This is a genomic window from Nocardiopsis ansamitocini, assembly GCF_030268225.1.
Lineage (GTDB): Bacteria > Actinomycetota > Actinomycetes > Streptosporangiales > Streptosporangiaceae > Nocardiopsis_D > Nocardiopsis_D ansamitocini.
In genome coordinates this window covers 266,392-290,953 of sequence record NZ_BSQG01000004.1, presented here as the reverse complement: position 1 = coordinate 290,953, position 24,562 = coordinate 266,392, and the positions used below count along the sequence as shown (strand labels likewise).

Annotated in this window: 24 protein-coding genes; 8 read left to right on the top strand and 16 right to left on the bottom strand. The window is 69.7% G+C overall.

Going from position 1 to position 24,562, the window contains the following annotated elements; all coding sequences use genetic code 11:
* Positions 1 to 35 precede the first annotated feature (35 nt).
* From QSJ59_RS13770 to QSJ59_RS13760, 3 genes are all read right to left on the bottom strand, one after another.
* Positions 36 to 662, bottom strand: coding sequence for a GAP family protein (locus QSJ59_RS13770; protein WP_285759922.1), 627 nt, complete (start codon positions 660 to 662; stop codon positions 36 to 38).
* 246 nt (positions 663 to 908) lie between these two features.
* Positions 909 to 1,664: an aminoglycoside 3'-phosphotransferase gene (locus tag QSJ59_RS13765; RefSeq protein ID WP_285759921.1), complete on the bottom strand. Its 756-nt coding sequence runs from the start codon at positions 1,662 to 1,664 to the stop codon at positions 909 to 911.
* Positions 1,664 to 2,014: an ankyrin repeat domain-containing protein gene (locus tag QSJ59_RS13760; protein WP_285760162.1), complete on the bottom strand. Its 351-nt coding sequence runs from the start codon at positions 2,012 to 2,014 to the stop codon at positions 1,664 to 1,666. Before QSJ59_RS13760 ends, QSJ59_RS13765 begins: the two co-directional genes overlap by 1 nt.
* A 198-nt stretch (positions 2,015 to 2,212) precedes the next feature.
* Between QSJ59_RS13760 and QSJ59_RS13755 the strand changes: the two genes are divergently transcribed.
* Positions 2,213 to 2,755, top strand: coding sequence for a hypothetical protein (locus QSJ59_RS13755; RefSeq protein WP_285759920.1), 543 nt, complete (start codon positions 2,213 to 2,215; stop codon positions 2,753 to 2,755).
* 7 nt (positions 2,756 to 2,762) lie between these two features.
* Here the strand turns inward: QSJ59_RS13755 and QSJ59_RS13750 are convergent, their stop codons facing one another.
* From QSJ59_RS13750 to QSJ59_RS13700, 10 genes are all read right to left on the bottom strand, one after another.
* On the bottom strand, positions 2,763 to 4,394 hold the full coding sequence (locus tag QSJ59_RS13750; protein WP_285759919.1) for a hypothetical protein: 1,632 nt from the start codon (positions 4,392 to 4,394) through the stop codon (positions 2,763 to 2,765).
* Between the two features lie 34 nt (positions 4,395 to 4,428).
* Positions 4,429 to 5,655: a site-specific integrase gene (locus tag QSJ59_RS13745; protein ID WP_432707483.1), complete on the bottom strand. Its 1,227-nt coding sequence runs from the start codon at positions 5,653 to 5,655 to the stop codon at positions 4,429 to 4,431.
* Positions 5,656 to 5,708: 53 nt separating this feature from the next.
* On the bottom strand, positions 5,709 to 6,119 hold the full coding sequence (locus QSJ59_RS13740) for a hypothetical protein (protein WP_285759918.1): 411 nt from the start codon (positions 6,117 to 6,119) through the stop codon (positions 5,709 to 5,711).
* A 572-nt stretch (positions 6,120 to 6,691) separates the two neighbouring features.
* A complete protein-coding gene (locus QSJ59_RS13735; RefSeq protein WP_285760160.1) occupies positions 6,692 to 10,231 on the bottom strand; it encodes a TM0106 family RecB-like putative nuclease in 3,540 nt (1,179 codons plus the stop codon).
* Between the two features lie 205 nt (positions 10,232 to 10,436).
* Positions 10,437 to 11,111, bottom strand: a complete 675-nt coding sequence (locus tag QSJ59_RS13730; protein WP_285759917.1) for a septal ring lytic transglycosylase RlpA family protein — start codon at positions 11,109 to 11,111, stop codon at positions 10,437 to 10,439.
* Between the two features lie 965 nt (positions 11,112 to 12,076).
* A complete protein-coding gene (locus QSJ59_RS13725; protein WP_285759916.1) occupies positions 12,077 to 12,622 on the bottom strand; it encodes a GNAT family N-acetyltransferase in 546 nt (181 codons plus the stop codon).
* 362 nt (positions 12,623 to 12,984) lie between these two features.
* A complete protein-coding gene (locus QSJ59_RS13715) occupies positions 12,985 to 13,524 on the bottom strand; it encodes a hypothetical protein (protein WP_285759915.1) in 540 nt (179 codons plus the stop codon).
* A gap of 394 nt (positions 13,525 to 13,918) precedes the next feature.
* On the bottom strand, positions 13,919 to 14,743 hold the full coding sequence (locus QSJ59_RS13710) for a metal ABC transporter permease (RefSeq protein WP_285760159.1): 825 nt from the start codon (positions 14,741 to 14,743) through the stop codon (positions 13,919 to 13,921).
* 44 nt (positions 14,744 to 14,787) lie between these two features.
* The gene (locus QSJ59_RS13705) at positions 14,788 to 15,528 is read right to left on the bottom strand and encodes a metal ABC transporter ATP-binding protein (protein WP_285759914.1); all 741 of its coding nucleotides are present in this window, start codon (positions 15,526 to 15,528) and stop codon (positions 14,788 to 14,790) included.
* Positions 15,525 to 16,454 (bottom strand): metal ABC transporter substrate-binding protein, encoded by a 930-nt coding sequence (locus QSJ59_RS13700; RefSeq protein WP_432707478.1) that lies wholly within the window; start codon positions 16,452 to 16,454, stop codon positions 15,525 to 15,527. Before QSJ59_RS13700 ends, QSJ59_RS13705 begins: the two co-directional genes overlap by 4 nt.
* Before the next feature lie 310 nt (positions 16,455 to 16,764).
* On the opposite strand from QSJ59_RS13700, the gene QSJ59_RS13695 reads away from it, so the two are divergent.
* Positions 16,765 to 16,986 carry an SHOCT domain-containing protein gene (locus QSJ59_RS13695; RefSeq protein WP_285759913.1) on the top strand — a complete coding sequence of 74 codons (222 nt, stop codon included), beginning with the start codon at positions 16,765 to 16,767 and terminating at the stop codon, positions 16,984 to 16,986.
* Positions 16,987 to 17,032: 46 nt separating this feature from the next.
* On the opposite strand, the gene QSJ59_RS13690 is transcribed toward QSJ59_RS13695, so the two are convergent.
* Both QSJ59_RS13690 and QSJ59_RS13685 read right to left on the bottom strand, forming a co-directional pair.
* Positions 17,033 to 17,722: a metal-dependent transcriptional regulator gene (locus QSJ59_RS13690; protein WP_285759912.1), complete on the bottom strand. Its 690-nt coding sequence runs from the start codon at positions 17,720 to 17,722 to the stop codon at positions 17,033 to 17,035.
* Positions 17,723 to 17,837: 115 nt separating this feature from the next.
* Entirely contained in the window at positions 17,838 to 18,140 is a 303-nt protein-coding gene (locus QSJ59_RS13685; RefSeq protein WP_285759911.1) for a M15 family metallopeptidase domain-containing protein, read from the bottom strand.
* 235 nt (positions 18,141 to 18,375) lie between these two features.
* Here QSJ59_RS13685 and QSJ59_RS13680 point away from each other — a divergent pair, with 235 nt between their 5' ends.
* Together QSJ59_RS13680 and QSJ59_RS13675 are read left to right on the top strand one after the other, a co-directional pair.
* The gene (locus QSJ59_RS13680) at positions 18,376 to 19,851 is read left to right on the top strand and encodes an SIP domain-containing protein (protein ID WP_285759910.1); all 1,476 of its coding nucleotides are present in this window, start codon (positions 18,376 to 18,378) and stop codon (positions 19,849 to 19,851) included.
* A gap of 257 nt (positions 19,852 to 20,108) precedes the next feature.
* Complete coding sequence (locus QSJ59_RS13675; RefSeq protein WP_285759909.1) at positions 20,109 to 20,801, top strand: sulfotransferase family protein; 693 nt, start codon at positions 20,109 to 20,111, stop codon at positions 20,799 to 20,801.
* 33 nt (positions 20,802 to 20,834) lie between these two features.
* On the opposite strand, the gene QSJ59_RS13670 is transcribed toward QSJ59_RS13675, so the two are convergent.
* Complete coding sequence (locus tag QSJ59_RS13670) at positions 20,835 to 21,158, bottom strand: hypothetical protein (protein WP_285759908.1); 324 nt, start codon at positions 21,156 to 21,158, stop codon at positions 20,835 to 20,837.
* A 377-nt stretch (positions 21,159 to 21,535) separates the two neighbouring features.
* On the opposite strand from QSJ59_RS13670, the gene QSJ59_RS13665 reads away from it, so the two are divergent.
* From QSJ59_RS13665 to QSJ59_RS13650, 4 genes are all read left to right on the top strand, one after another.
* Complete coding sequence (locus QSJ59_RS13665) at positions 21,536 to 21,712, top strand: hypothetical protein (RefSeq protein WP_285759907.1); 177 nt, start codon at positions 21,536 to 21,538, stop codon at positions 21,710 to 21,712.
* Between the two features lie 58 nt (positions 21,713 to 21,770).
* Positions 21,771 to 22,214 carry a hypothetical protein gene (locus QSJ59_RS13660; protein WP_285759906.1) on the top strand — a complete coding sequence of 148 codons (444 nt, stop codon included), beginning with the start codon at positions 21,771 to 21,773 and terminating at the stop codon, positions 22,212 to 22,214.
* Entirely contained in the window at positions 22,211 to 22,507 is a 297-nt protein-coding gene (locus QSJ59_RS13655) for a transcriptional regulator (protein WP_285759905.1), read from the top strand. Before QSJ59_RS13660 ends, QSJ59_RS13655 begins: the two co-directional genes overlap by 4 nt.
* 735 nt (positions 22,508 to 23,242) lie before the next feature.
* Positions 23,243 to 24,544, top strand: a complete 1,302-nt coding sequence (locus QSJ59_RS13650) for a lytic polysaccharide monooxygenase (RefSeq protein WP_285759904.1) — start codon at positions 23,243 to 23,245, stop codon at positions 24,542 to 24,544.
* The last annotated feature ends 18 nt before the right edge of the window (positions 24,545 to 24,562 follow it).

Here is a 24,562-nt window from a genome sequence, read left to right as displayed (position 1 = left end):
GGCGGGCACCGGCCCGGCCGCGGAGTCGGCCCCTGTCACAGGATGAGCAGGACGAAGATCAGGCAGGTGACGACGTTGATCACCCAACTGTGGGAGTTCGCCCATTCCCGGACCCGGGGCATGGCCGTTGCGGCTCGCCGGTGAAACAGCAGCAGAGCCAGCAACGGCAGCGCGGCGATCAGCACGGTGGCGCCGATGAACGGCAGCGCCGCGACAACGCTCGCCTTGTTCTGCTCCAGGTTGGCCCCCACCGTCAACAGGACGACGATGTCGGAGGGCATCAACAGGATCACCAGGAACCCGGTCGCGAACGCTTTTCCCGGCCCTGCCTCCATCAACGCGCTCAACCACTTGGGCGGTTCGACCGTCTCCCGCCGCACGTAGTTCTTCACCGCGGCGCCCAGCAGCAGGATCACCAGCCCGAACTGGATGACGGTGCCCACCGAGCCCCGTTGGGAGGGGTCGCCCAGCGAGACGCCGTGGCCCAGCAGCGAGAAGATCCCGCGGGTGATGGTGACCCCGACCGACGCGGCCAGGGCCACCCCGGCCAGGAACGCCACGGAGTCGCGCACCGGCCGGCCGGTGGTCACCAAGATGATGGCGGAGATGATCTGCGGCCCCATCATCATGGTGATCGCCAGCGGAAGTATCTGGAGATTCACGGTTCCTCCTGCGGCGTCGACCTCCGTGATCGGTGCCGTCGATTCGCGGCAGCCCCGGACCCCGGCGTCGTCACCCGACCGGGTACGGCCTCGCCCCGCAACGGGGCCGCTCCCGGCCTTCCCTACCCCGGGAGGCGGTGTCGAGGGCCCCTTTTGGGGATCTTGGCCCTCTCCTGGCCCGTGGCTGAAGTCCGAGGCCCACACGCCGCCCCCGTGTCCGTGGGCGCGGCGAGCGCGCGAAGCGGCTCAGGTGTGCTGCCACAGCTCCAGGTAGTAGGACGCCCGCTCGGAGTCGTGGTCGATGCCGTAGGCGTCCAGGAACGCCTGCTCCCATCCGGGGCCGTAGTTGAGGCGCGTGTTGTGCACGGCCACGGCGATGTCGGCCCACCGGTCGGCGATCCCCAGGCTGCCCAGGTCCACGTGTGCCGACCAGTCGCCGTTGCCGTCCAGCAGGGTGTTGGGCATGCACGGGTCCCCGTGGCACACCACGGGATCGGTCACCGGTGGCGCGCCGGCCAGTAGTTCGGCGGACGCCGCGGCGGTGAGGACGCCGTGTGCGCGTGCGGCGCGGACCCGGTCGACGACCGACCACGAGAACGGGCAGTCCCCCACCGGAAGCGTCTCGTGGAGTGCGCGCAGGCCCAGGGCGACCCCGCGCACGGCCCGCTCCGGGGCGGCCTTCCATCGGGCGGTGACCGCGTTCTCGCCCGCGACGGCGCGGGTGACCAGCCATTCCCCGGCCGCTGTGCTCCCCTGTCCCAGGACGGGGGGAACCCTGGTGTGGTGGCTTGCCCAGGCCAGGCGCAGGGCCTCGGCGCGCAGGTCCAGCCCCGATCCGGCCGGAGCCCACTTGATGAAGCGTCGGGCGGACGGTGTCCCGGCGGCGAACGTCAGGCCGCCGGCCTCGTTGCGCCATACCACCCGCAGCAAAGCGGTGCCGGCCAAGGCCGCGACGGCGGTGGGTACCGCTGTGCCGGCCGGGGGCGGGCCGCTCGCGCGCATCAGACCTGGGTGAACAGGCGTAGGTACTGTTCCTTCTCGAACATGCGGGCGGCGTCGAGGGCCGAGGGGCGGCCGGCGGCGGGGTCGGCGCCGTGGGCGACGAGCGTGCGCACCACCGCGTCCTCGCCCTTGAAGACCGCACCGGCCAGGGGTGACTGCCCGCGGTCGTTGAGCCGGTTGACGTCGGCGCCGTGGGCGGCCAGTCGCTCGACCGTCTGGGCGTGTCCGTGGTAGGCGGCCAGCATGACCAGGGAGTCGCCGCTGTCGTTGGTCAGGTTGGCGGGTACTCCCGCGGCGAGGTAGTCCGCAAGGGAGTCGGTGGCGCCGGTGCGGGCGAGGTCGAAGATCATCGTCGCCAGGTCGACGACGTCGGGGTCGGGCTCGTCGGGAGTCGTGTTGCTCACCGGGCAAGCCTAGACCGATACGAGCGGGATGCGCGATCGGGCGGGGTGGGCGCGTCCCGGTCGGGGGACCAGAAAGAAAAAGGGATATGTCCTTATTGAAGGGTTTGTCGGTAGGGTGCAGCTGGATTCGAGAGGAGCACCCCCGTGCGACATGTCGTCGGCTTCATCGTTGGAATCGTGCTGGTGCCGGTCATTTTGCTGGGAACCGGTTGGGCGCTGCCTCGGATCACCGCGGTCGCGGAGTCGGGAGGCACGTTCGTCGGCGTGACCGGGCTCAGCGCGATCGGCGCGCTGAGCCTGCTGGCCCTGTTCGTGGCCGTGGTGCTGGCCGCTCCCCGGCTCACTCCGCTGCTGCCCGGCTCGGCGGGTCTGGCCCTGGCCGGACTGACCGCCCTGGACCTGGTGCGTCCCGATCTGGTCGCGCGCATTCCGCACTACCCCGGAGTGGCCGGGGCCACCACCCTGCTGGAACTGGGCCTGTACTTGCCGCTTGCGTTGGCGTTGATCCTGCCGCTGTTTCTGTCCTCGCGCTGGCAGAGCTACCGCCCGCGCGGCGCACATGCCTTCGGCAAGGGCGAGGAGCCCGACGAGGACGACGATGATTACGAGGACAGCTACGCCGACTACCGCGACGACACCGACTACCGCGACGACGAACCGCGCCGCGGGTCACGCGACGATTACTGAGCCCGGGTCACAACCAGCTGGGGCCCCACCCCGAGCTGTCGGAGACGCCCGGCGGCAGAGGGGGCAGTAGCGAGGCGCCCGGGGTGTCCTTGTTCTGCTTGTCCTGCTCGGCGTCGTCCTCCTCCGGCTGTTGGGCAGGGCTGGTGCGCGCGGTGGGGGGCGGGCCGTTGAGGTCGTCGTCGGTGATGGCGGCGAATACCTCGGTCGCCGCCATGGACACCGGGGCCGGACGCACCTCGGGCTCCACGTGCACCGGCTCGGGGTCGTGGGCGGCCTCGGGTGCGGGCGCAAAGGCCCGTTCCGGCTCCGGCTCGGGGACGGCTTCGGCGGGGTCGGGTTGTGGGCGCGCGGAGGCCGGAGCCGACCACGCCGACCACACCTCGGGCTGCGGTTCGGGGGCGGGCTCCTGCTCGGCCACGGGGTGGGGTGCGGGCTCCTCCGCAACGTCGCTCCACGTCTTCTCCCAGGGCGGGGTCGGCGGCGAGGAGTCCCCCGGTTCGGGCAGGAAAACCGAAACACCCACCGGGGAGGAGTCGGCGCTCGACGGCGAGGCGAACACCGACACGTCGGGGTCGGAGATGAACCCCTCCACCCGCTCCTCGGGCTGGATCAGCGACCACCACCGGCGGGCGTCCTCGGACTCCAGTTCCTCCTGCACCCACAGTGCTGCGGCAACCAGCGGGTACAGCCGTCCGGCGTTCCAGGAGCGCGGGTAGGTCTGCTCCTCCAGTACCAGGATCCGCTCGCCTTCGAGCACGGGGATATCGGCGGGGACCCCCTCGTTCCACACCCACGTGCCGTCGGCGGCCACCAGGTTCCACCAGCCGCTGACGATCCGCGCGCGCGGATCGGGATCGGCGTCGGTGAAGGCCGACACCCAGCGCGGGTCGGGGACCTCTCCGGCAAGACCGCGGCCCCCGTCGCCGATCAGGGCCGCGGCCAGCAGGGTGTGCAGCTGGAAGTTGTCGCCGATCCCTTCGAAACCCACCCGAAAAGCGCGGCTGGAGGCGCGGTCCAGGACCAGTGCGCTGTTGACCTCGTCCATGCGAAGCAGCGCCGAGATCTCGCCGTATTCGGGCAGGTGGGCGGAGAGTTGGCCGGCGATGGCCAACAAGTCGCCGTGCATGGAGGAGTCGGCGCGGATCTCGGCGCGGATCTCGGCCCTGCTCAGCATCGTCTTGGCCGACAGGCCGAAGCGCCGCGCGGTCCACCAGCACATCGTGGCCATCGTGGCCGACTCGTTCAGGGCCTTGGCGACCCGGTCCTCGTCGGCCGCGGTCACCCGTTCGGGTTCGGGCGGAGGGCCGCCTCCGGTCTTGTCCCAGGCGTGCAGGAACACACCGGCTGCCTTGCCGGTCTCGCGGACCAGGCGCAGCACTTCGATCCCGGTGGCCCCAGGAGGAGTGCCCATCTCCACGAAGGCGCCGGCCACGACCGTGAGGTCGGCCTCGGCGCCTGGGCCGGTGTGATGGCCCGAGAAGATCGGCCCCAGGGCTTCCAGGGCGATTTCTCGCTCGGACGAGGGGACTTGGGAGGCGAGGTTGTAAACCTGGCCGACGGCAGGGCCGAAACGCTGCGGGTCCCCCAGCAGGGAGGCGTCGATCAGCTCCTGGAAGGCGGCACGAAACGCATCGATCACCCGGGCATCCTTCCACATATCGGGCACGGTGTGGTCACAGGCCCAGCCTGGTCACAGCGTTGTCTTCCAACGGGTTGGCGGTTCGGATATAGCCGTGGACGGTGCGCGCGTTGGTCCACCGGCCCTGACGCATGATCTCGCGGTCACTGGCACCGCCCAGTGCTGCCTGGGTGGCGAACCCCGAGCGCAGTGAGTGGCCGCCGAACACCTTGGGATCCAGGCCGGCGCGCTCAGCGTAGCGCTTGACCAGGGAGCCTACGGCCTGACCGGACATCGCGCGGGCCGCGATCCTGCCGTGGCGGTCGACGGAGGGGAACAGGGGGCGGGCGCTGCCGTCGGCGAGATCGGTGCCGGTGTAGGTGTGGCACAGGTGGACCGGGTCGGTCTCTTCGGGGTCCTGGCCCTCCAGGAGCGCGCGCACGCCGGGGTCCCCGCCGTCGCGGTGGACCTCCAGGACCCGGGCCCACTGGGCGAACGCGCACACCGGACAGGTCGCGGGCCGGCGGCCCCGGGGAAGGGCGACCTGGTGTGCGTGACGGGCCTCCTGATCGGTCTTCGTCGCCGAGAGGCGCACCACCAGCAGCGGTTCGCCGGTTGTGGGGTCGGAGTCCACGGCCACGTCGTCAAGGGACAGCCCGGCCAGTTCACTGCGGCGCAGGGCACCGGCGAATCCGGTGAGCAGCAGCAACGCGTCGCGGCGGCGGGCCACGCCGGTGGGGTGGCCGGGTGGGGGGCGTTCGGCCAGCAGCGTTTCCAGTGTGGAGAGCACCACCGGGCGTTTGCGGTTGGGCAGTGCGCGGCGTCTGCGGCGGATGCCGCGCAGGGTCATGCGCACGACCTCGGTGCGGGTGGGTGAGGCAAGGCCGTTGGCGCCGTGCACCGCCGCGATCGCGGCGGCCTTGCGCTCCAGGGTGGCCGGGGACAACGCCCATCGGGCCGGCTCGTCCTCGCGCAGGGCGTCGGCGCCCGCGGCCAGGTAGACGGCCACGTCCACCGGGTCGGCGGGCAGGGCCTGGCGCCCCTCCTGGCCGCACCACGCGGTGAAGGCCACCCAGTCCGAGCGGTAGGCCCGAAGGGTGTTGGCCGATTGCGCGGCGGCCAGGTAGCGGCCCAGGGACGCGGCCTGTTCGTCGTCGAAACGGCGGCGCACCGCCTCCAGGGAGCGGGTGTCCACCAGGACGCTGTGGGTGACCCGTTCCAGGCGGGCGCGGACCGGTTCGGGCAGGGCGTCGGGTTCCGGGGTGGTCGTCACGGCTTCCATCATGGCCGAATCGGCGGCGGAGGACTGGGGGTCGGAGTGGGGCGATGCGTCGGTCATGGTCGGCCCAACCCTCCCGACAGTGCGGCCCACAGCTCAGCGGGAGGGGCGATGAGCCACAGCGCGGCACCCGAGAGCGCGAAGGCGAAAGCGAACATCACCGCGGCGACGGGGCGGCGCAGCAGTGCCGCCCAGACGGTGCCCGCGGCGGGGACGGCCAGCGCGAAGACGAGGAGCCATACCAGCGCCCAAGCCCCCTCGCGGCGGGTGGCGTCGGTGACGTCCTCGGGCATGACCCCGGCGGCGGTCAGCACCAGAACGAACGCCACCAGTGACCCCAACGCCCACAGGGCGCCCAGCGCCGTCCAGGCCGCGATGGGCCAGCGCGGCCTGGGGTCGGGAAGCACCACGGGCTCGCGGGGGCGCGCGGTGCGCGGTTTGCGGGTGGTGTTCTTCTTGGGGGCCATCGGTCCTCCGGCCGGGGTGGGGGGCGGCCGAGCGGCCAACCCCGATCCGCCACCCTAAGGGGTCGACTCGACCGTTGGCGCAACGGCGCCGGACGGTACGGGCCGGCTCGGGTGCAAGCGGCAGTCATTGCGAGGTTCGGGCTTTTCCCGGGGGCTTGTGGTGTGCAGGGGCAAAAGACGCGGGTGATGGCGACGGGCCGGGAAAGACATGTGGCCGCGCCGGTCCTCACCATCAAGGAGGCATGAAAACTGCGCGGTACGTCAAGACCGGGCCCACCGGAACGGACGTCTCGCGTATCGGCCCGGGCCCTATGGGGCACGGCGTGCTCGCCCACGGCGCGCATCCCCGGGAAGAAGACCGCGGACCCCGTGGCGGCGGTCGCGGCCGGAGAGGGCCTGTCAGGGCTGCGTCGCGCCCTTCCGCCCGACCACCCTGCGCAGGCGACGAACTCGACGACGCCTTTCCCGGTCGGCTCGCGGCCGGGGCCGCCCTTGTGCGAGCAGGCTCAACCGTCACGGCTGCTCCGGGGCCGGGGCGCGTCCGGCGTCCCGCTTTTGCGCACCGCCGTGGGTTAGGCCCAGTCGTCGGCCTGGGCGCACAGGCCGGCGAACCCCGCCAAGACCCGGAGTTCGGCCACCGAGCGCGGCGCAGCGGTGGTCAACTGCGGGGAGTAGACCAGCGCCGCCATGACCTGGGCGCGGGACAGTGCCACGTTGAGCCGGTTGCGCGAGAGCACGAAGTCCAGTCCGCGTGCGGCTTCCGCGGCGCTGGAGACGGTCATCGAACACAGCACCACGGGGGCTTCCTGGCCCTGGAAGCGGTCCACTGTTCCCACCCGCACCTCATCCAGCCCGGCCTCTTCCAGGGCACGGCGCAGTGCGCGCACCTGCAGGTTGTAGGGGGCTACGACCAGGATGTCGGCACCGGTCAGTTCGCGATCGGGGGCGCCCGGTTCGCTGAAGCGGGTGCCCGTCAACCGTGCGGCCAGCGCCACCACCGTCTCGACCTCCTCGGGGCTGTGGGTGCTGCGCCCGGTGTGCGGGGTGGCCACCCGGTACAACCCCGCCTGCACGCCGGCGAGGCTCCGCTGCGCGGCCAGGGGGTGGGCGTGCAGCAGTCCGCGATAGGACAGGTTCGATACCGGTGCGCACACCCGGGGGTGCATGCGCCGGGTCTGGTCCAGGAAGTAGCCGCGCGCCGGATCGATGATCTCGGAGCCGCCCACCAGGTGTTCCAGGGCCGAGGCGTCGGCACCCTCGCCGTGGGTGCCCTGCACCACCTGCGGCAACTGCTGGGGGTCGCCCAGCAGGACGAGGTCGCGGGCGGCGGCCGAGACCGCCACGGTGTCGGCCAGTGCGAACTGGCCCGCTTCATCGATGATCAGGACGTCGAAGGGGTCGCTGGTCATGGTTTCGTTGGCGAAGTTCCACGCGGTACCGCCCACGAGGTAGCCGCCGTCCTGCCCGGCACGCCAACCCACCAACTCCTTGACCTGTTTGGGCTGGTCCCACGGCAGTTCGGGGTCCTGTTTCTTGCCGCTGGGCTGGCGTTTGGCGCACGCCAGCGGTGCGCCCTGGGCGGAGGCCGCGCGCACTGCGGCCTCCAGCACGTTCTCGATGGCCTTGTGGCTGGTGGAGCAGACGCCCACGCTCATGCCGCGCCCCACCAGGTGGGTGATCAGGCGCGCCGCCAGATAGGTCTTGCCCGCCCCGGGCGGTCCCTGCACCGCGAGGTAGGAGGAGTCCAGGCGGTCCACGGCCGCGATGACCGTGGCCACCAGGTCGCCGTTGTGGTCGGCGGGGTCGGGCAGTGTGCCGCCGCCGCGCAGGCGCGGCGCGGCCCTGCGCAGTACGTCCAGGCCGGCGAGTTCGGGCGTGCCCGGCAGGGCGGCCACCGCGCGTTCGGCGACCTCGATGAGGGTCTGGTCCTTGGGTTTGGGTTGGACCGGGGACCCCGGCAGCACTGCGGCGGGCATGCGTGCGTAGAGGTCGCCGGGGTCGCAGGTCTCCACCAGGGTGACGCGGTCGGGGCCGGACTTCTCCACGGCGGCGTCCACGGTGTCGGAGGGGCGCCCCGGGGGGCCCGGATAGAGCAGGCGTACCTTGTCGCCGGTACTGAAGGGGTGAGGGCGCGCCGGATCGGCCCGCAGCTCCAGTTCGCGGCGCGCCTTCTTCTGCCGTCCCTGGGGTTCCTGCCACTCCCCTGCGCGGGCGCGCACCGGGACCAGGCACTCGGGGTCGGCCTCCAGCTCCTCCATGGGGGCGCTGAGCCGGCGAAAGAACTCCCACCACGACGGGTTCATCTCGCGCCGGTAGTAGCCCACCAGGGCTGCCAGCAGTGCGCGGGCGTGCTCCTCGTCGTCGCGCAGGCCCGGTTCCTCGGCGACGCCCTGAAGCAGGGGTTCGGTGAGGGCGCGTTCGCGCGCCTCGGCCTCGGCGCGGCGTCGCGCCGACTCCGCCGCGCGCTCGGCGGAGTCCTCCTCCACCAGCATCGCCTGCCCGCCCGGGCGGGTGCTCAACCCGTGATCGGTGCGGGTGCGCTCCAGCCAGTCGCGCAGCCGTGCGGTGGAGACGCAGTCGTCGAGGTTGTAGGCGGCGATGCCGTCGAGGATCTTGGCCGCGCGCTCGGTGTCGCCGGCGTCGCGCGCGCCGACGTACTCGGCGTAGGCGTCGATGCTGGAGGAGGCGGTGACCACCTCGCCGGTGCGTCCGGCGTCCAGGTAGAGCGGCTCCAGGTACTTGATGGAGTAGGAGCGCTGGGAGACCCGCAGGCTTTTCTTGACGACGGTGTAGAGGTCGACGAGGCGGCGCTCGCGCAGGAGCTGGTCGACCTCGCCCTCCCTGGTGCCAAAACCCGCCGAGAGCGATTTGAGCCGGTCCACCTCGTAGGAGGCGTAGTGGTAGACGTGGGCGTCGGGGTCGTCGTCGATGCGGGCCATGACGAAGTCCACGAAGGCTTCGAAGGCGCGTTTCTCCCCGGCCCGGTCGTGGGCCCAGAAGGGGTGGAAGTCCTGGGTGCCCTCTTCGGTGAGGGCGCCGAACAGGTACTCCAGGCCGCGCCCCTCGTAGTAGGGGTAGCCCTCCATGTCGAAGAACACGTCACCGGCAGAGGGCTCGGGCAGCATGGCCAGGCCCTCCTCGGCGTACACCTCGGCGATGACGGTGCCCACGGGGTTGTCGGCGGTGCGGGTGGCGTCCTGGCGCACCTGGAGGGCGGCCTGTTCGCGCAGGCGCGTGTAGGAGTGGCGCGGCAGCAGGCCGGGGCGGTCCTCGTCGATGGCGACGGCCAGGGCGTCGATGGTGTCGATGCCGGCGTCGCGCAGTTTGGCGCTCTGGTCGCTGCGGATTCCGGCCACCAGGGACAGGTGTCGGGCCCGGGAGCGGCCTTCGGCGCACAGCGCGGAGTAGGCGCAGCCCTCACAGGAGTGGCAGGGCTCGCCCCACAGGGGGCTGGGCAGCGCCTGGTCGCTGCTGAGGCGTTTCAGCAGCCGTTCGCGTACGCCCGGCAGGAACGGCAGGTATTCGGCCACGCGCAGGGGGTGGGTGGTGCCGTCGCCGGTGAGCAGGTACATCAGTTCGGGTTCGCCCAGGCCGGTGCGCCCCAGCGCTTCGGCGTAGGCGGCCAGTTGGAGTACGGCGCTGGGGCGGGCGTGGTGGGCGAGTTTGGTGTCCCAGGGCTCGTAGCCGGGAGCAGCCCCCGTGCGTGCCCCGCCGGTGGCGGGGTCGACGGCGGTGCTGATCAGGAAGTCGGCGCGGCCGTGGAACGCGACGCCGGGGCGGACCGGTTCGTAGAACACGCCCTGGTAGACGACGGGAACGCCGCTGAGCATGGCGGTGCGGGTCGCCTCGGCCGCGGCGGCGAGGCCGGTTTCCGTGGGGCGGGGAGCGTCGATGGTGACCACGCCGTCTCCGAAGAGGTCGGTCAGCCGTTGAAGTTCGGCACGTTCGTGCACGGCGCCGTTCTGGGCCACCAGCGGGTCCACGGCGGCGGGCAGCGGTGCGCCCTCGACTCCTGCGGACAGGGCGGCCTTGAGTGCGCTGCGGTGCTCGCACTCCATTGCGTCCACGAGGTCGGTGGGTGAGACCACCCACCCTGACCCGGTACGGAACACCAGCCACCCCCGCCACTGTCGAGACTTGCGGGGCATTCTTGCACGGGTGTGCCGATGAATAAGGGTTTTCGGGTCCGCCGTGGACCGGCAGGACGGCTCCGTCAGGGGGTGTCGTGGCCGGTGAAGGGAGAGTCGCGCCTGGTCGGGGTGGAGTTGGTCCCCTCGCCGGCGGTGAGTGGACCGCGTGTGTCGTCGCGGTCGAGGTCTAGCTCACGACCTGCCATTGGACCTGGGCGACGCCGGCGTTGGCGGAGGCGATCTGGGTGAAGGACGCGGTGCTCAGGTCCAGGCAGCGCCCGGAGATGAAGGGGCCGCGGTCGTTGATGCGCACGGTCACCGACTTGCCGTTGGCGGTGTTGGTGACCTCGACCATCGTGTCGAAGGGCAGGGTCTTGTGCGCGGCGGTCATGGCCGAGGGGTCGAAGGTCTCGCCCGAGGCGGTGGGCTGGGGGTCGCCGTACATGGACGCCTCGCACTGGCCGCCTTCGCCGCTGGGGGTGAGGGTCGAGCCGCTGCCCTGGTTGTCGGCGGATCCGGAGTCGGCCGCGGCGCTCTCCTCGGGCTCGGGTTCTTCCTTGGCCTGCTCGGCCTGGGCCTGGGTGGTCGTGGACGCCTGCTCGACGGCGTCGGCCCGTTGGCTCCGGGCCTGCTCGCGCGTCTTGGGATCGGTGGAGGAGGGGGCCACGGGCGCACTGGTCTGGGCGTCGGGGATGGTGATTGCGCCGACCGCCGATTCGGGGGCGCCGCCTTGGCCGCTGAGGGCGTAGGCGCCGGCCGCGCCGCCCAGGGCGAGCACGCCGAGGGTGGCGGTGGAGACGACGAGCACGCGCTTGGATTTGAGGCGTGCGCCCAGGGAGGGGCGGGGTTTGTGGTGGCCCACGGCAAGGAGTCCTTTGAGAGGCGACAGGAAGAGCTGCGCGCTACAGGAGGTCTGTCGGCTGGGGGCGGCGCGAGGCGCAGCGAGCCACCCGGGGCAGGGGGTGGGCGGTGTGAGCGGCTCTGAACTGGGAGTATTCAGGTAGGCCGCCGCGACCGAGGGTATTCATCACAAGAGAGTCACGGAACCCAAAAAGCATACTTTGTGAAACTTGTCATGCAAAGTGAATTTTTGTACTTTGTGTCGCTTTCGGTGAGGGATTGGCCGGGTCCGGGCGTCCGGGCTGCATCCGTGTCTACTCCCGGTGCCGTGATCAGGTCAAGGAATCGTCTTCTTTTGACCCATTGGAGCCATGCCGGCCACGAGCGGGCTAGTCATCGTCGCGAGCCGCCGTTTTCGGTCACCGAGGCGACCGAACCACCGACCGAACCGCGCTGCACGGGTTTCGGTCCGGATGATTTTTTATCGCCGCAGTTCAGTGGGTGTATCGAGGAAGGCGGTCGGGGGGAGATGAATTTCGGTCACTGGCGTCGGTGGTGTCCGCACAACCGTGTGTCCCTCTGCGGGGACGTAGACGTACGGACATGTCCACACGATCCTCGACCACTCCTCGGACCGCGCCGCGGCGCTTGACGGGGTTCATGACAACACAACCGGTCCTGGTCCTGGGCGGCACCGGCACGACCGGCCTGCGCGCCCCAGGGTGCGCACCCTGACCGCCCGTGCCGCCTACCACGGGGTCGCGCGACTGGTCCTGCTCTCCCTCCGCGGTGTCCAAGAGCCCCCGTACGACGCGGCTGTCGCACACGCCGGGCAGGTCTGAGCCGGCCGGGCACAGCGGGCACACAGCGGCTCCGGGAAGGCGCCGGTCTTCCCGGGGCCAGCCCGGCCGGCACGTCCGTGAGGTCACCAGCCGTGACATGCCGTGTTTTCCCGAACGGGTGCAGGCCCCGAAGGCGCCCGGTCCCTCAAAAACGCGGACGTCCGGTCCAGACGGTCTCGCCGTGGTAGTCGGCGTCGGTGGGAATCAGCCCGATGCCGCGCGCCACCGCCGCCGATGCCTCGTTGTGCGGGTCGATGTGGGCGTTGACCTTGCGCACACCCCGGGCGTGCAGCCACTCCACCATGCCGCGCGATGCCTCGGCGGCGTAACCGCGCCGCTGCCAAGGGGTCCCCACCATCCACGCGATCACCGCGCGCAGGCCGCCGATGTCGGGGCCCACGGTGGCCTGCACCGTTCCCACCGCCTGCCCGGAGTCCTCACGGACGATCCAGTTGCACCAGCGAACACCCGGTTCGTCCGAGCCCTCCAGCATGTCGGCGTAGCGCGAACGCAGCTCCTCCTCCTGGGGAGGGCGCCCGCCGAGGTAGCGGTAGAGCGCGGGGTCGCCCAGCACCTCGGCCATCTCCGTTGCATGGTCCAGGCGCAACGGCTCCAGGGTGAGGCGGGGCGTGTGGATCGGCGCCGCCACGATTGCCGTGCGGCGTCGGCGCCCCCCGGGTCGGGTGTCCATAACCGGCAGGTTCACCCAAACGGGCCGCGACCTCAAGCAGTTGCCCGCTCTCGTGGCCATGTCGCGCCCTGGCGGTCACGCTGCCGTGACCCTCCCATTGCCTTGCGCACCCACCGCTCACACAGCGGGTTTCAGTGGGGCCGGGCAAGCGCGGGACGGTCGTTCCAGGTGGCGGGAAGGGCGTCGACGTCGCGCACGCAGCCGCCGCGACCGGTCGCGGCATGCGTGGTTGCGGCTACGGCCTCGCGGGTGCGCTCCGTCCAACCAGGCCGATTCCACTTGGTTGCGGCTGACACCGTTGCAGCGGCACCAGCGCCCGCAACCCGGAAGACACCCTCCGGGGCAAGGGAGGTCGGCCGCCATCACACGATCATGAAGGCCACGGCCTCCATGCGCTTGTTCTGCCCGGTGGTGCCGATCCCGTTGCTCTCGCCGTCGACCCCGCAGTACCAGATCGGATTCCAGCCCACGCCCTGCACGTAGGAGTTGCCGCAGATCATTCCCGACTGCACGCTGAAGAGCACCGCTTCGAGGCGCAGCCCCTTGCCCGGGGCGCCGAGCGTGATACGGGTGCCCGAGGCGGCGCACTGCTCAGCCTGCCATCCGGTGCCCTGCAGATAACCCCTGGCACAGAGACGGCTCCCGGCGACCGCCATCTCGACTGCCTCGACCGGGCGCCCCGCGCCGGCCGCGCCGACCGTCACCGACTGCCCGGTGTTGGCGCACTGTTCGGCCGTCCAACCCGTGCCCTGCACGTACGCCTTGGCGCAGACCCTGTTCGCCGGTGCCTGGGCTTGGGACTGGTCCTCGGCCGAAGCCGGGGAACTCACGGACAACGCCGACGCCGCGACCATCACACCGACTGCCAGAACGCGCCCGATCCCACCGACCACTGCTCTCACGACCAGCCCGCTTCACTTATCTGGACAACGTTGTTCGGAGATCACTGTGGCGAACGCGGTAGCGAATAAATAGGGCAGTCCGCCTCTTACCCGGAAGGAGTCGGCGACTTTCTGCGGGGCGAGGTGCGCCCGGCCCGGGCGGGTGGGCCAACCGAGGTCCGACCGCTGTCGCCTGGAGGTCGTCTCCAAAGGGGCGGATCCACAGGAGGTTGGAGGCGACGATGGTCTGGTTGAAGCCGGGGGTCTGCCGCCGCGGAGCCGCGTCGACGCAGGTCGGTGCGGATCTTCCGGGAGTAGTGCCCCTTGCCGGTGGTCACGTGGACGGGGGCGTCGATCCTCAGGCCCTGGTGGTAGGGAGAATGGTCGAACACGGTCGTTTCCCGTTCCCGGGGGTTCACGAGGACGCAGTCGTTTCGGCGCGTCTACGTGCGGTCGCCCGGCCGAGTACCCCGTGGCGCGGCGCGAACAGGTAGGCCAGTGCGAACGCGCTCGCCTGCACCACCACGATCGCGCCGCCGGTGGCCACGTTGAGGTGGAAGCTGGCATAGGTGCCCAGCACCGATGCCACCACCGAGACCGCCACCGCGATCCCCAGCATCCGCTCGAAACGGTCGGTGAGCAGGTAGGCGGTGGCGCCGGGGATGATCACCATGGCGACCACCATGATGATCCCGACCGCCTGTAGGGCGATGACCACCGTGACCGACAGCAACCCCAGCAGCAGTGCCTCAAGGCGCCGCGGACTGAGGCCGATGGCGTGGGCGTGGGTGGGGTCGAAGGCGAAGAGGGTCAGGTCCCGGTGCTTGAGCGCCACGACCGTCAGCGTCACCGCAGCCATGGCCATGATCAGCCAGATGTCGGTGTCGGAGACGCCCAACACGTTGCCGAACAGGATGTGCATGAGGTCGGTATTGGTGGGGACCGTGGACAGCAGCACCACGCCCACCGCGAACATCGCGGTGAACACCACCCCGATCACCGCGTCCTCCTTGACCCGGGAAGTGCGGTTGACCACGCCGATGAGCGCCACCGAACCCGCACCGAACACCAGCGCGCCCACCGCGAAGGGGACCCCTACGAGGTAGGAGAGCACGACACCGGGAAGGACCGCGTGGGAGACGGCGTCGCCCAGCAGCGACCACCCGATCAGCGTCATCCAGCAGGACAGGACCGCGCACACCGTGCCCGTGACGACGCTGACCAGTAGTGCGCGCTGCATGAACTCGAAGGCGAGGGGGACGGTGAACCACTCGATGACCGCGGTCACGGTGCGACCCTCCGTTCGTCCAGGCCGAACGCCTGCATGAGTCGTTCGGGGGTGAGTACCTCAGCGGGGGTGCCGCGCGCCACCACGTGCTGCTGGAGCAGCACCGCCTCGTCGCACAGCCCGGGGACCGAGGCCAGGTCGTGGGTGGACACGATCAGGGTTCGCCCGGCGGCCCGCATCTCGCGCAGTACCGCCACGATCGTGGCCTCGGAGCGCTTGTCCACGCCGGCGAAGGGCTCGTCGAGGAAGAAGACGTCGGCGCCCTGGGCGATGCCACGGGCCACGAACGCGCGTTTGCGCTGGCCCCCGGACAGAGCGCCGATCTGGCGGTCGGCGAGGTCGGTCAGGTCGGTGCGCGCCAGCGCCTCGGCCACGGCCGCGCGGTCGGCGTTTCGCGGTCTGCGGGTGGGACCCATGTGCCCGTAGCGTCCCATCATGACCACGTCGGCCACCCGTACGGGAAAGGCCCAGTCCACCTGTTCGGCCTGGGGAACGTAGCCGACGAGGCCGCGCCTGCGCGCCTTGCTCGGCGTGAGGCCGTTGATGGCGACGGTGCCGTTCAGGGGCGCGATCATTCCGGTCATGGCTTTGAACAGGGTGGACTTGCCTGATCCGTTGGTGCCCAGTAGGCCGCAGATCACGCCGCCGGGGACGGTGAGGTCCACCCGGTCCAGTGCCAGGACGTCGCCGTAGCGCACCGTGACGCCGTTGACCCGTACCGCGGGTTCACCCGTCATCGCGTCCTCCCTTTGCCCAGGCCGGCCGCGATGGCTTCGGCGTCGTGGCGCAGCAGGTCCAGATAGGTGGGCACGGGGCCGTCCTCCTCGGACAGCGAGTCGACGTAGAGCGCCTCACCCAGAGTCGCCCCGGTCTCGCGGGCCACCTGGCGCTGGGCACTGTCGTTGACGGTGCTCTCACAGAACACCGCCGGCACCTCGTTGTCGCGAACGAACTCCACGACGGAGGCGATCTGCTGCGGGGTGCCCTCGGCGTCGGAGTTCATCGGCCAGAGGTAGTGCTCGCTCAGACCCGCGTCGCGTGCCAGGTAGGAGAACGCCCCCTCGCAGGTGACCAGTGCGCGGTGCTCCTCGGGCAGCGAGTTGAGTTCGGTGTCCAGGAACCTGCCGATCTCGGCGATGCTCTCCTGGTACTCCACTGCGTTGGCCGTGTATTCGGCACTGTGGTCGGGGTCGATCTCGATCAGTGCGTCGCGGATGTTGTCCACGTAGATCAGGGCGTTGGCCGGGGACATCCAGGCGTGCGGGTTGGGTTCGCCCTGGTAGCCGCCCGACGCCACCGGGATGGTCTCGATGCCCTCGGTGAGGACGCGTTCGGGGGCGTCGACCCGGTCGGTGAACTGGGTGAACCACAACTCCAGGTTCATCCCGTTGTTGAGGATGAGGTCGGCGTCCTGGCCGCGCACGAGGTCGCCGGGGGTGGGCTCGTACTCGTGGACCTCTGCTCCCGGCCGGGTGATGGACTCCACCCGCGCGTGGTCGCCGGCGACGTTGCGGGCCATGTCGGCGAGGACGGTGAAGGTGGTCAGGACCAGGGGGCGGCCGTCGTCCGGGGTCTCCGATCGCGGGGCGGCACAGGCGGTGAGGCCGAGCGCGAGGGTGAGCACGACCGAATTGACGAAGAGCCAATCTTTATTGTTCGGCACGCCTAACTTTTATCACAGGAGCTTTTCGCCCAGTTCCGGGGCAAGGGGCGTGGAGGGCTGGAGCCCGGTCGGGGAGAAGGGAAACCATGGGAAATCCGTTGAACGGTGGGACATCCGCGCGCCATGGCATCCGATCTCGACGAAACATGCCACGGGTTTCCGATGACGGCTCCCGTGTCCGTGGTGGCTTTCCGGACGCTTCTCCGGCACGTCTTGAGTCGTCGGGGCCTGTTTGCCGGTGGAGGGTTCGTTCCGGGGGTACACAGGAGTGTGAGGGGTGTGTCGCCCTCGCGTCGGCTGGAGGAACGACATGGGATTTCTGATTGCGACCGTCATACTGTTCGCCGTGACCGCGCTGGCCGTGAGTCTGAGTATCACGGCTTCCGCGGCCGAACAGCTCACCGGTGACCAGCGCTCCCGCTCCACGCCGGTCGAGCCCGACCCCGCGCAGGAGGAGCTGCGGATGCTCTACGCGCGGGGCGAGGTCGACCGCGAGGAGTTCCTGCAACGCAAGATCGACCTGGAGCGCTGATCCTCGGCTGCCGAATGGGATCGCCCGAGGCACCGGCCCGCGCGGGTCAGGGGTGCGCGGCGATCCACAGGGCGTCTGCCGCTCCTACGCCAAGAGATTGGACGCGTTGCTCGTCCTGACTGCCCAGGCGGACCACCAGAGGGCCGCCGAAAGGCTGCCGTTCGACCAGTTCCACCTGCATACCGATACTGATGTGCTGGTCGGCGAGATAGCGCAGCAGATCGGGGTCGGAGTCGTTGACCCGCACGATCACCCCGTGCACCCCGGTGTCGAGCTCGGACAACAGCCGGGTGTCGCGCTCCACGACCTCGCCGTCCCGGGTGGGGATGGGGTCGCCGTGCGGATCGACGGTGGGATCGCCGAGATGGTCGGCGATGCGGTCCACGAACTGGTCCGAGACCACGTGTTCCAGGATCTCGGCCTCGTCGTGGACTTCGTCCCAGGAGTAGCCCAGGGCTTCCACCAGGTACAGCTCGATGAGCCGGTGGCGGCGCAGCACCGCCAGAGCGACCTTGGTCCCCGTGGGGGTCAGGTGCACCGCTCCGTAGCGCTCGTGGTCGACGAGGTCCAGTTCGCCGAGTTTGCGCAGCATCCCCGAGACCGAGGAATTGGACACCGCCAGCCGTTCGGCCACGCGGGAGATCGTCACCGGACCGGACCCGCGCTCCTGCAGGTCGTAGATCACTTTGACGTAGTCCTCAACGGATGTGGACGGCCGATTAGAAGGGGTGCCCATGGCCGCTACGGTATCGCGATCTCAATGAATCGGCCTGATGGGACGCCGGGGACCGGGGTATCCGGCAGGGGTGGCGCCCCGAGGGTCGGCGCCCATCTGTCGGTCCTCGGTCCCCTCAATCAGTGGGCGCGTCCGCCAGGGGTCCGAGGCAGGTGCCGCCGGGCTCTACGGCGAGTCCGTGATGCCAGATTTCATCGGCGTAGGTCTGGCGGAGCCCGAACTCGGGGCTGCGCCAGGAGAACCAGTACGCCGCGTCGGTACGACCGATGTCCACGGCAGTGCCGGTCGCGTGCGAGGAGTCCTCGGGGAAGGCGATCCACTTGCCCGCTTCCCCGTGCTCCCATACACCTCGACCGCCTCCAGGACGCGTTCGAGGCACATCGGTCGCTGCCGCCCAGGGAAGGTCTGCATCCCCCACGGTTCGCCATTCGGTCGCCCGTAGCGGTCGTAGGGCGTCACGCGCCAAGACGCTGCCCCGGACGCCCTGACCCCTCGTGCGCCGCCAGGCAAGGCGCGAATCCGGCCGAACGCAGGGTGACCCACCTCTCGGAAAAAAGCAATTTCCGGCCTTGACTTTTCCGCGGACGATGCTGTTAGAACTCTAGCTCGGGGATTGAAGAATCGTCCCCGACCAAATACGATGAGGAGTTTTCGTGCAGCAGAGATTGCCGGTCCGGTTCATTCGTGTCACCGACGTCCAGCGGATCACCCCGCGCATGGCACGCGTCACCTTCGGCGGCGATGACCTCGCCGACTTCGTCACCCAGGCTCCCGATCAGCAGGTGAAGCTGTACTTCCCCAAGCCCGGCCAGAGCGTTCCCCTCCTGCCGCTGCCCGAAGCCGATGACGACTTCACGTCCTGGTATCAGTCCTGTGCGGCTGTCCCCGAGGCGGAGCAGCCGTGGATGCGCAGTTACACCGTCCGCGCGCACCATCCGCACGCCGCCACCATCGACATCGACTTCGTCCTGCACGACGACGCCGGCCCCGCCACACAATGGGCGCGCTCGGCCGCACCCGGTGACACGCTCGCCATGTTCGGTCCTTCGACGTTCTTCTCCCCCGTCTCGTTGTTCGCCTCGTCGGTCGAGGACGCCGACTGGCTGCTGCTCGCCGGGGACGAGACCGCGCTTCCGGCGATCGGTGCGCTGCTGGAGACGCTGCCCGAAGGAGCCCGGGCACTGGTCTACGTCGAGGTCGCCGACGCCGCGGAGAAGCAGTCGTTCGCCACCCGCGCGCAGGTCCACATGCACTGGCTGTACCGGGGGGCCACCGCGCCGGGACGCGGTGACCTGCTGCTCGACGCCGTGCGCACGACCCGATTCCCCGCGGGAGCCGCGGCCGTCTGGTTGGCCGCCGAGGCCGGTGTGGTGCGCGCCCTGCGCCGTCATCTCGTCGACGAGCGAGGGGTGGACCGCCAGGCCATCGACTTCACCGGGCACTGGCGGCTCGCCCTGACCCAGGACGACGCGCCCACCCAGGAGGACATCGCCGAGGCCCAGGGGCGGCTGGCCGGCGAAGCGGCGGAGGAGCCGGAGCATCCGGCGTCGGAATTCGACCGGGCGTACGTGGCCGGCACCGCCCCGTGGGTGATCGGGGGCCCGCAGCCGGTCGTGGTCGCTCTGGAGGAGGCCGGCCTGATCGGCGGCGCGGTGCTCGACGCGGGCTGCGGTACCGGTGAACACACGATCCATCTGGCCCGGATCGGCTACGACGTCCGAGGGATCGACTCTTCGCGGCCGGCGATCGAACAGGCGAGGACGGGAGCCGCAGAACAAGGGGTCGAGGCACGGTTCGCCGTCGCGGACGCCCTGGAACTGGGCGACGCCCCCTGTTACGACACCGTCGTGGACAGCGCACTGTTCCACGTCTTTTCGGCCGGGGACCGGGCCCGTTACACCCGCAGTCTCCGTCGGGTCTGTCGCCCCGGTGCACTGGTGCACGTGCTGGCGCTGTCCGATGTCGGTCAGGGACCCTGGCCCACGGTGGGCGAGGCGGCGATCCGCGAGGCATTCGGGCAGGGATGGGTCATCGAGGACCTGAGCCCCAGTCTCTATCGTGGCGTGGTCGGCAGCGGCGGGGAACTGGGCGACCTGCCTGCGTGGCTGGCCCGCGTCCGTCGCGCCTGACCCCCGGTTATGACGTGAGCCGGTGTGCACCGCCGGCCGATGTAACTACTTAAAACGGTTACATTGGGGCCGCTCGGCATTTCGCCGAGCGCCCCCTCCTTTGCCCGGTTGCGCGACCGCCGGAAAAGGGCTGCTCACCCCGGTGGCACGCGCACCCAAATGAGTGCCCTCCGTGTTCAAATCAATGCGATCGGTAATCCGAGATTTTTTGCGGATCGGATCGCGGACAGGTGTGGGCGGCACACCGAAGGAGAGCAATGCTGAAGGTGATCGGGGCGGGCTTCCCGCGCACCGGGACGAGTTCGATGAAAGCCGCGCTCGACCGGCTCGGATTCGGCCCCTGCCACCACATGTACACCATCATGGCCGTCCCGGAACTGGGCGAACGATGGGCCTGGGTCGCACGGGCCGATGCCGCGGGCCGCAGGGACACCATCGACTGGAACGCCGTCTTCGCCGGCTTCTCCTCCGAGGTGGACTGGCCGGCGTCGTTCTACTGGAGGGAGTTGGCCGCAGCGTTCCCCGAGGCGAAGGTGCTGCTTACCGTGCGTGAGCCGCACGGGTGGTACGCCAGCGCCCGCAACACCGTCTTCAGTGATCGCACATCATCGCTCACCAGCGGCGTTTCGCCGAGCCTGGAGGGGATGAAGCACGTACGGCCCGCATTGGAGCTGATGTGCAGGGCCTATTTCGGTACGGAACTCACCGAGATCCCCGACGAGGAGACGGCCATCGCCGCCTTCGAGCGGCACAACGCACAGGTGCGCGCCGCAATCCCTGCCGACCGACTTCTCGTCTACGAATTGGGCCGGGGCTGGGAGCCGCTGTGCCGGTTCCTCGGCGTCGAGCTTCCTGTCGACGAGCCGTTTCCGCACCTCAACGACACCGAATCCATGCAACGCATGATGCGTCGCGTCGCACGAGGCGAGGCGCTGGACCCCCCGCTCTGATCGGCGGCTCCCGCTTCGCAGGGACAGGGCGGCCTAGTGTTCGGGGTGCGGTGCCCGTGCGTCCAGGTCGTGCAGTGCCGACTCCCAACGGGCCCGACGCTCGGCCGTGGAGCACTCCCACCAGGGGACGCCCCGCTCCCCCAGACCGAGCTTGGCTTGCTGAACCCGTGCGCGCGCCACCCGTTCGGCTCCGGTGTCGCCGTCCCTGCCGGCTCGGGCAACGGCACGACGCGCCGCCATCAGATGCCGTACCAGCGTCTCGCGTGTGGCCTCGGGCAGTAGCGGATCGCTCGCCCGCCACCGTCGGCCGGCGACGATGATGTGGTGGCCGTCCTCACTGAACTGCGGTTCCCCCATTTCGTCACCGTGCCCGGGCGGTGGGCGGGTGAACCCCGTCCATCCGACTCGCTCCTCCTCTGCGGGTCGACAAAAGCGCAGCACGTTCGCAAAGGGGTCGATCGCGCAGCAGACAGCCACCTGCGTATGCCCGTCGCGGTACTCCAGCAGGACTTATGAGAGGAGAACGGAGATTGAGGCGGAAGTTGTGATCGGGCTCGATTCGCATAGAGGCGTCCTGTTTGCTGTCGCGGTGAACGGCAATGGCAGGCAGCTCGAAGTGAAGGATGCCACCACGGGGCCGCGCGGATGTCGGGCTTTGCTTGCCTGGGTGCGCAAGCTCGGACCGCACCGTTGGGCGGTGGCGGCTCCACCGCATCGCGATCACTCAGAAGCGGATGCACCCACTCGCTCAGGACTACCTCGCGGGATGTCGAGCGTTGGGGGACCCGACCACCGAGGCGATCCGCGCGTTGAAGCGCCACCTGGCCCGACGCGTGTCCACGCTGCTTCGCAGTGCGGCAGGCACTGATGGGCGCGGTGCGCTCGCTCGGGAGGCGCCGGCCGCAGCATAGTCGGCCCCTGGGGCTCGAGACCCGCCGATGATAGTTGCCGACATGGAAACTATCGAATATGATTGCCGACATGGAAACTATCAACCCGAACCCCGACCCACGTGAGGCAGCCGCCGGGCTTGACGCCGCCGCAGGCGCGCGGCGCGCGGTTCGAGATCGCCCGTGGCCTGTCTGGCTGTATCCGATCAACGCAATCCTGCTGGGTGGGCTGGCGTTGGCTGGCCTCCTCCACTCGTCGATGCTTGCGACGTTCGTCGTGCTCATCATCGGTATCGCACTGGCCGCACTCAACTACTGGGCGGGCCGACTGATGGGCGCTCCGTTCGTGATTCCGACCAGTACGGGCTTCCGTATCCTCGGCGCCGTATCCGGTGCGTTCGTGATCGGATCACTGTTCGCGCGCGCCGCAGGCCTGGAGTGGGTCATCGTCGTATGCGCTATCGGGGCGGTGGCCAGCTACGGCCTCGGCTCGATCCTGCACTACCGGAGCACGCACCGATGACCGCACAACTGGATGCAGTCATTCACCCGACGCACCGATTGAAGATCTGCGCCATGCTCGACGCTGGCACCACCGTGGAGATGGCTCTCGTCAAGGAGGTCGTCGGCCTGAGTGCGTCCGCGCTCAGCAAGCAGGTGGCACCGCTCGTTGATGCCGGATATGTCACGCAGGAACGCGCCCAGGAAGATTCCCGTCGCATCTGGCTGACACTCACGCCACGAGGCAAGGCGGCATACCGGAGCCACATCCGAGCCTTGCGGGAGATCGTCGCCGGCTCGGTGCAGACGTCGTGACGTATCCGAGGCTCTCCTTCGAGGAGCCACCGGTGAGAGCTTGGCATTGAGGCAGAGGAAACCCCATCGATATCGCTGAAGTCCTCCAGGGCCTGATCGTTCGTTAGGTATCTGCGATAACCATGAACTGCGAATAGACGGCCGACCCGTGACGCTTTTCTCTCGGGGGAGAAAACGATTCCGCCCGGTGGTTCTCCTGGTGCCCGACCGTCCCGGTCGACCGCGCAAGCGCGTTTTCGAGGAAATGCGTGCTGGTGGGCGGCCGGGAATTCCGCCGGATGTGGCCGGGGGGATTCCCGGCCGGGTTCGGGCCAGGTGCGGTGCGCAAGAGACTGCCGCGCAAGGCTTCTGTTCCACTCCTGGGACACGCGGACGACGGGCCGGCCCGTCGGGGAAAAGAGCTGAACCGGTTTTCCCGTTGGCATGCGCTCTGCGGAAACTGGCGTTCCAGCCGTGAACTGGGTCTTCTTGTGAGCGGTGGATAGGACCGAATGTTTCCGGTGGGTCACTGGGTTGTGACCATCTGTTGACAGGTTGCGTGACCTGTATCACTATTTACTTACCAGCCTCTTTTGGGAGCGCTCCCAAAACTCGTGCGGTCCTGTGCAAAAGGGCATGCACGCACCGATTCGTTCACGGCGATCCGCTTTCCCGGCCCCGCAAGGCCGCCCCGGCGGCCAGGGGTCCGTCCCCCACCCCGAAGCACGGCTGTTCGATCCCCCAAGGAGTCCCACCGTGAGAACCCGAAGCCGGATCGCCGCTCTCGCCGCGGCAGTGGGCCTGGCAGCGGGCGCGCTCGTCGCGCTCCCCGCGCCACCCGCCGAGGCGCACGGCGGTCTGACCCTGCCCGCCACCCGCACCTACGCCTGCTACCTCGACGGCATCGCAGGCGGACTCGGCGGCAACGTCGACCCGACCAACCCGGTCTGCCGCGACGCGCTCAACGAGGGCGGCAACTACGCCTTCTACAACTGGTTCGGCAACCTGATCAGCAACGCCGGCGGACGCCATCGGGAGATCATCCCCGATGGCAAGCTGTGCGGGCCCACCGCATCCTTCGACTCGTTCAACGCGGTCAGCGAGCACTGGCCGACCACCACGTTGCAGTCCGGCGCCGACATCACCTTCCAGTACAACGCCTGGGCCCCGCACCCCGGTACCTGGTACCAGTACATCACCAAGGACAACTGGAACCCCAACACCCCGCTGGCCTGGGACGACCTTGAGCCCGTTCCCTTCGACCAGGTGACCGACCCGCCCCTGCGCCAGGGCGGCCCCGAAGGGGCGGAGTACTACTGGGACGCCGAACTGCCCGTGAAGAGCGGTCGGCACATCATCTACTCCATCTGGCAGCGTTCCGACAGCCCGGAGGCGTTCTACAACTGCTCCGACGTCGTCTTCGAGGGCTCGACCAATCCCGGCCCTCCCGACACCCAGGCGCCAACCGCACCCGGTACCCCCACGGTCGGTACCATCACCGGGAACTCGGCCCAGCTGAGCTGGACGGCCGCCACGGACAACACCGCCGTCACCAGCTACACCGTGCACAACGCGACCACCGACGCGGTCCTGGCCACCACGCCCAACACCAGCGCCACGGTCACCGGGTTGTCACCGAACACCCAGTACGAGGTCTACGTCGTGGCCCACGACGCCGCGGGCAACAACTCACCTGCCTCGGCCAACCGCACCTTCACCACCGGAAGCCCGCCCGAGAACCCCTGTGTGGTGGACTACCAGACCCCCAACCCCTGGTCCGGCGGGTTCACCGGTCAGGTGAGTGTGTTCAACGACAGCCACACCCCCGTCAACGGCTGGACCCTGGAATGGGACTTCACCAACGGCGAGGTAGCGACCAACGGATGGAACAGCACCCTCACCCAGACCGGGGCGAGCGTGAGCGTCAAGAACGCGGCCTGGAACGCCGTCATCCCCCACCACGGATCGGTGTCGTTCGGCTTCAACGCCAACGCCCCAGCGGGTCCCAAGGTCCCGACCGACTTCCGCCTCAACGGAACCACCTGCACCGTGGAGTAGCGCGCACGACCTTTCCCC

Coding starts and splice junctions, on each gene's coding strand:
- QSJ59_RS13690 (WP_285759912.1), bottom strand. CDS start 17,722: ATGGGCACCCCTTCTAATCGGCCGTCCACATCCGTTGAGGACTACGTC.
- QSJ59_RS13670 (WP_285759908.1), bottom strand. CDS start 21,158: ATGGGGGAACCGCAGTTCAGTGAGGACGGCCACCACATCATCGTCGCC.
- QSJ59_RS13740 (WP_285759918.1), bottom strand. CDS start 6,119: ATGGCCCCCAAGAAGAACACCACCCGCAAACCGCGCACCGCGCGCCCC.
- QSJ59_RS13675 (WP_285759909.1), top strand. CDS start 20,109: ATGCTGAAGGTGATCGGGGCGGGCTTCCCGCGCACCGGGACGAGTTCG.
- QSJ59_RS13665 (WP_285759907.1), top strand. CDS start 21,536: ATGCACCCACTCGCTCAGGACTACCTCGCGGGATGTCGAGCGTTGGGG.
- QSJ59_RS13765 (WP_285759921.1), bottom strand. CDS start 1,664: ATGCGCGCGAGCGGCCCGCCCCCGGCCGGCACAGCGGTACCCACCGCC.
- QSJ59_RS13710 (WP_285760159.1), bottom strand. CDS start 14,743: ATGCAGCGCGCACTACTGGTCAGCGTCGTCACGGGCACGGTGTGCGCG.
- QSJ59_RS13660 (WP_285759906.1), top strand. CDS start 21,771: ATGATTGCCGACATGGAAACTATCAACCCGAACCCCGACCCACGTGAG.
- QSJ59_RS13760 (WP_285760162.1), bottom strand. CDS start 2,014: ATGATCTTCGACCTCGCCCGCACCGGCGCCACCGACTCCCTTGCGGAC.
- QSJ59_RS13655 (WP_285759905.1), top strand. CDS start 22,211: ATGACCGCACAACTGGATGCAGTCATTCACCCGACGCACCGATTGAAG.
- QSJ59_RS13695 (WP_285759913.1), top strand. CDS start 16,765: ATGGGATTTCTGATTGCGACCGTCATACTGTTCGCCGTGACCGCGCTG.
- QSJ59_RS13745 (WP_432707483.1), bottom strand. CDS start 5,655: ATGGAAGCCGTGACGACCACCCCGGAACCCGACGCCCTGCCCGAACCG.
- QSJ59_RS13705 (WP_285759914.1), bottom strand. CDS start 15,528: ATGACGGGTGAACCCGCGGTACGGGTCAACGGCGTCACGGTGCGCTAC.
- QSJ59_RS13725 (WP_285759916.1), bottom strand. CDS start 12,622: ATGGACACCCGACCCGGGGGGCGCCGACGCCGCACGGCAATCGTGGCG.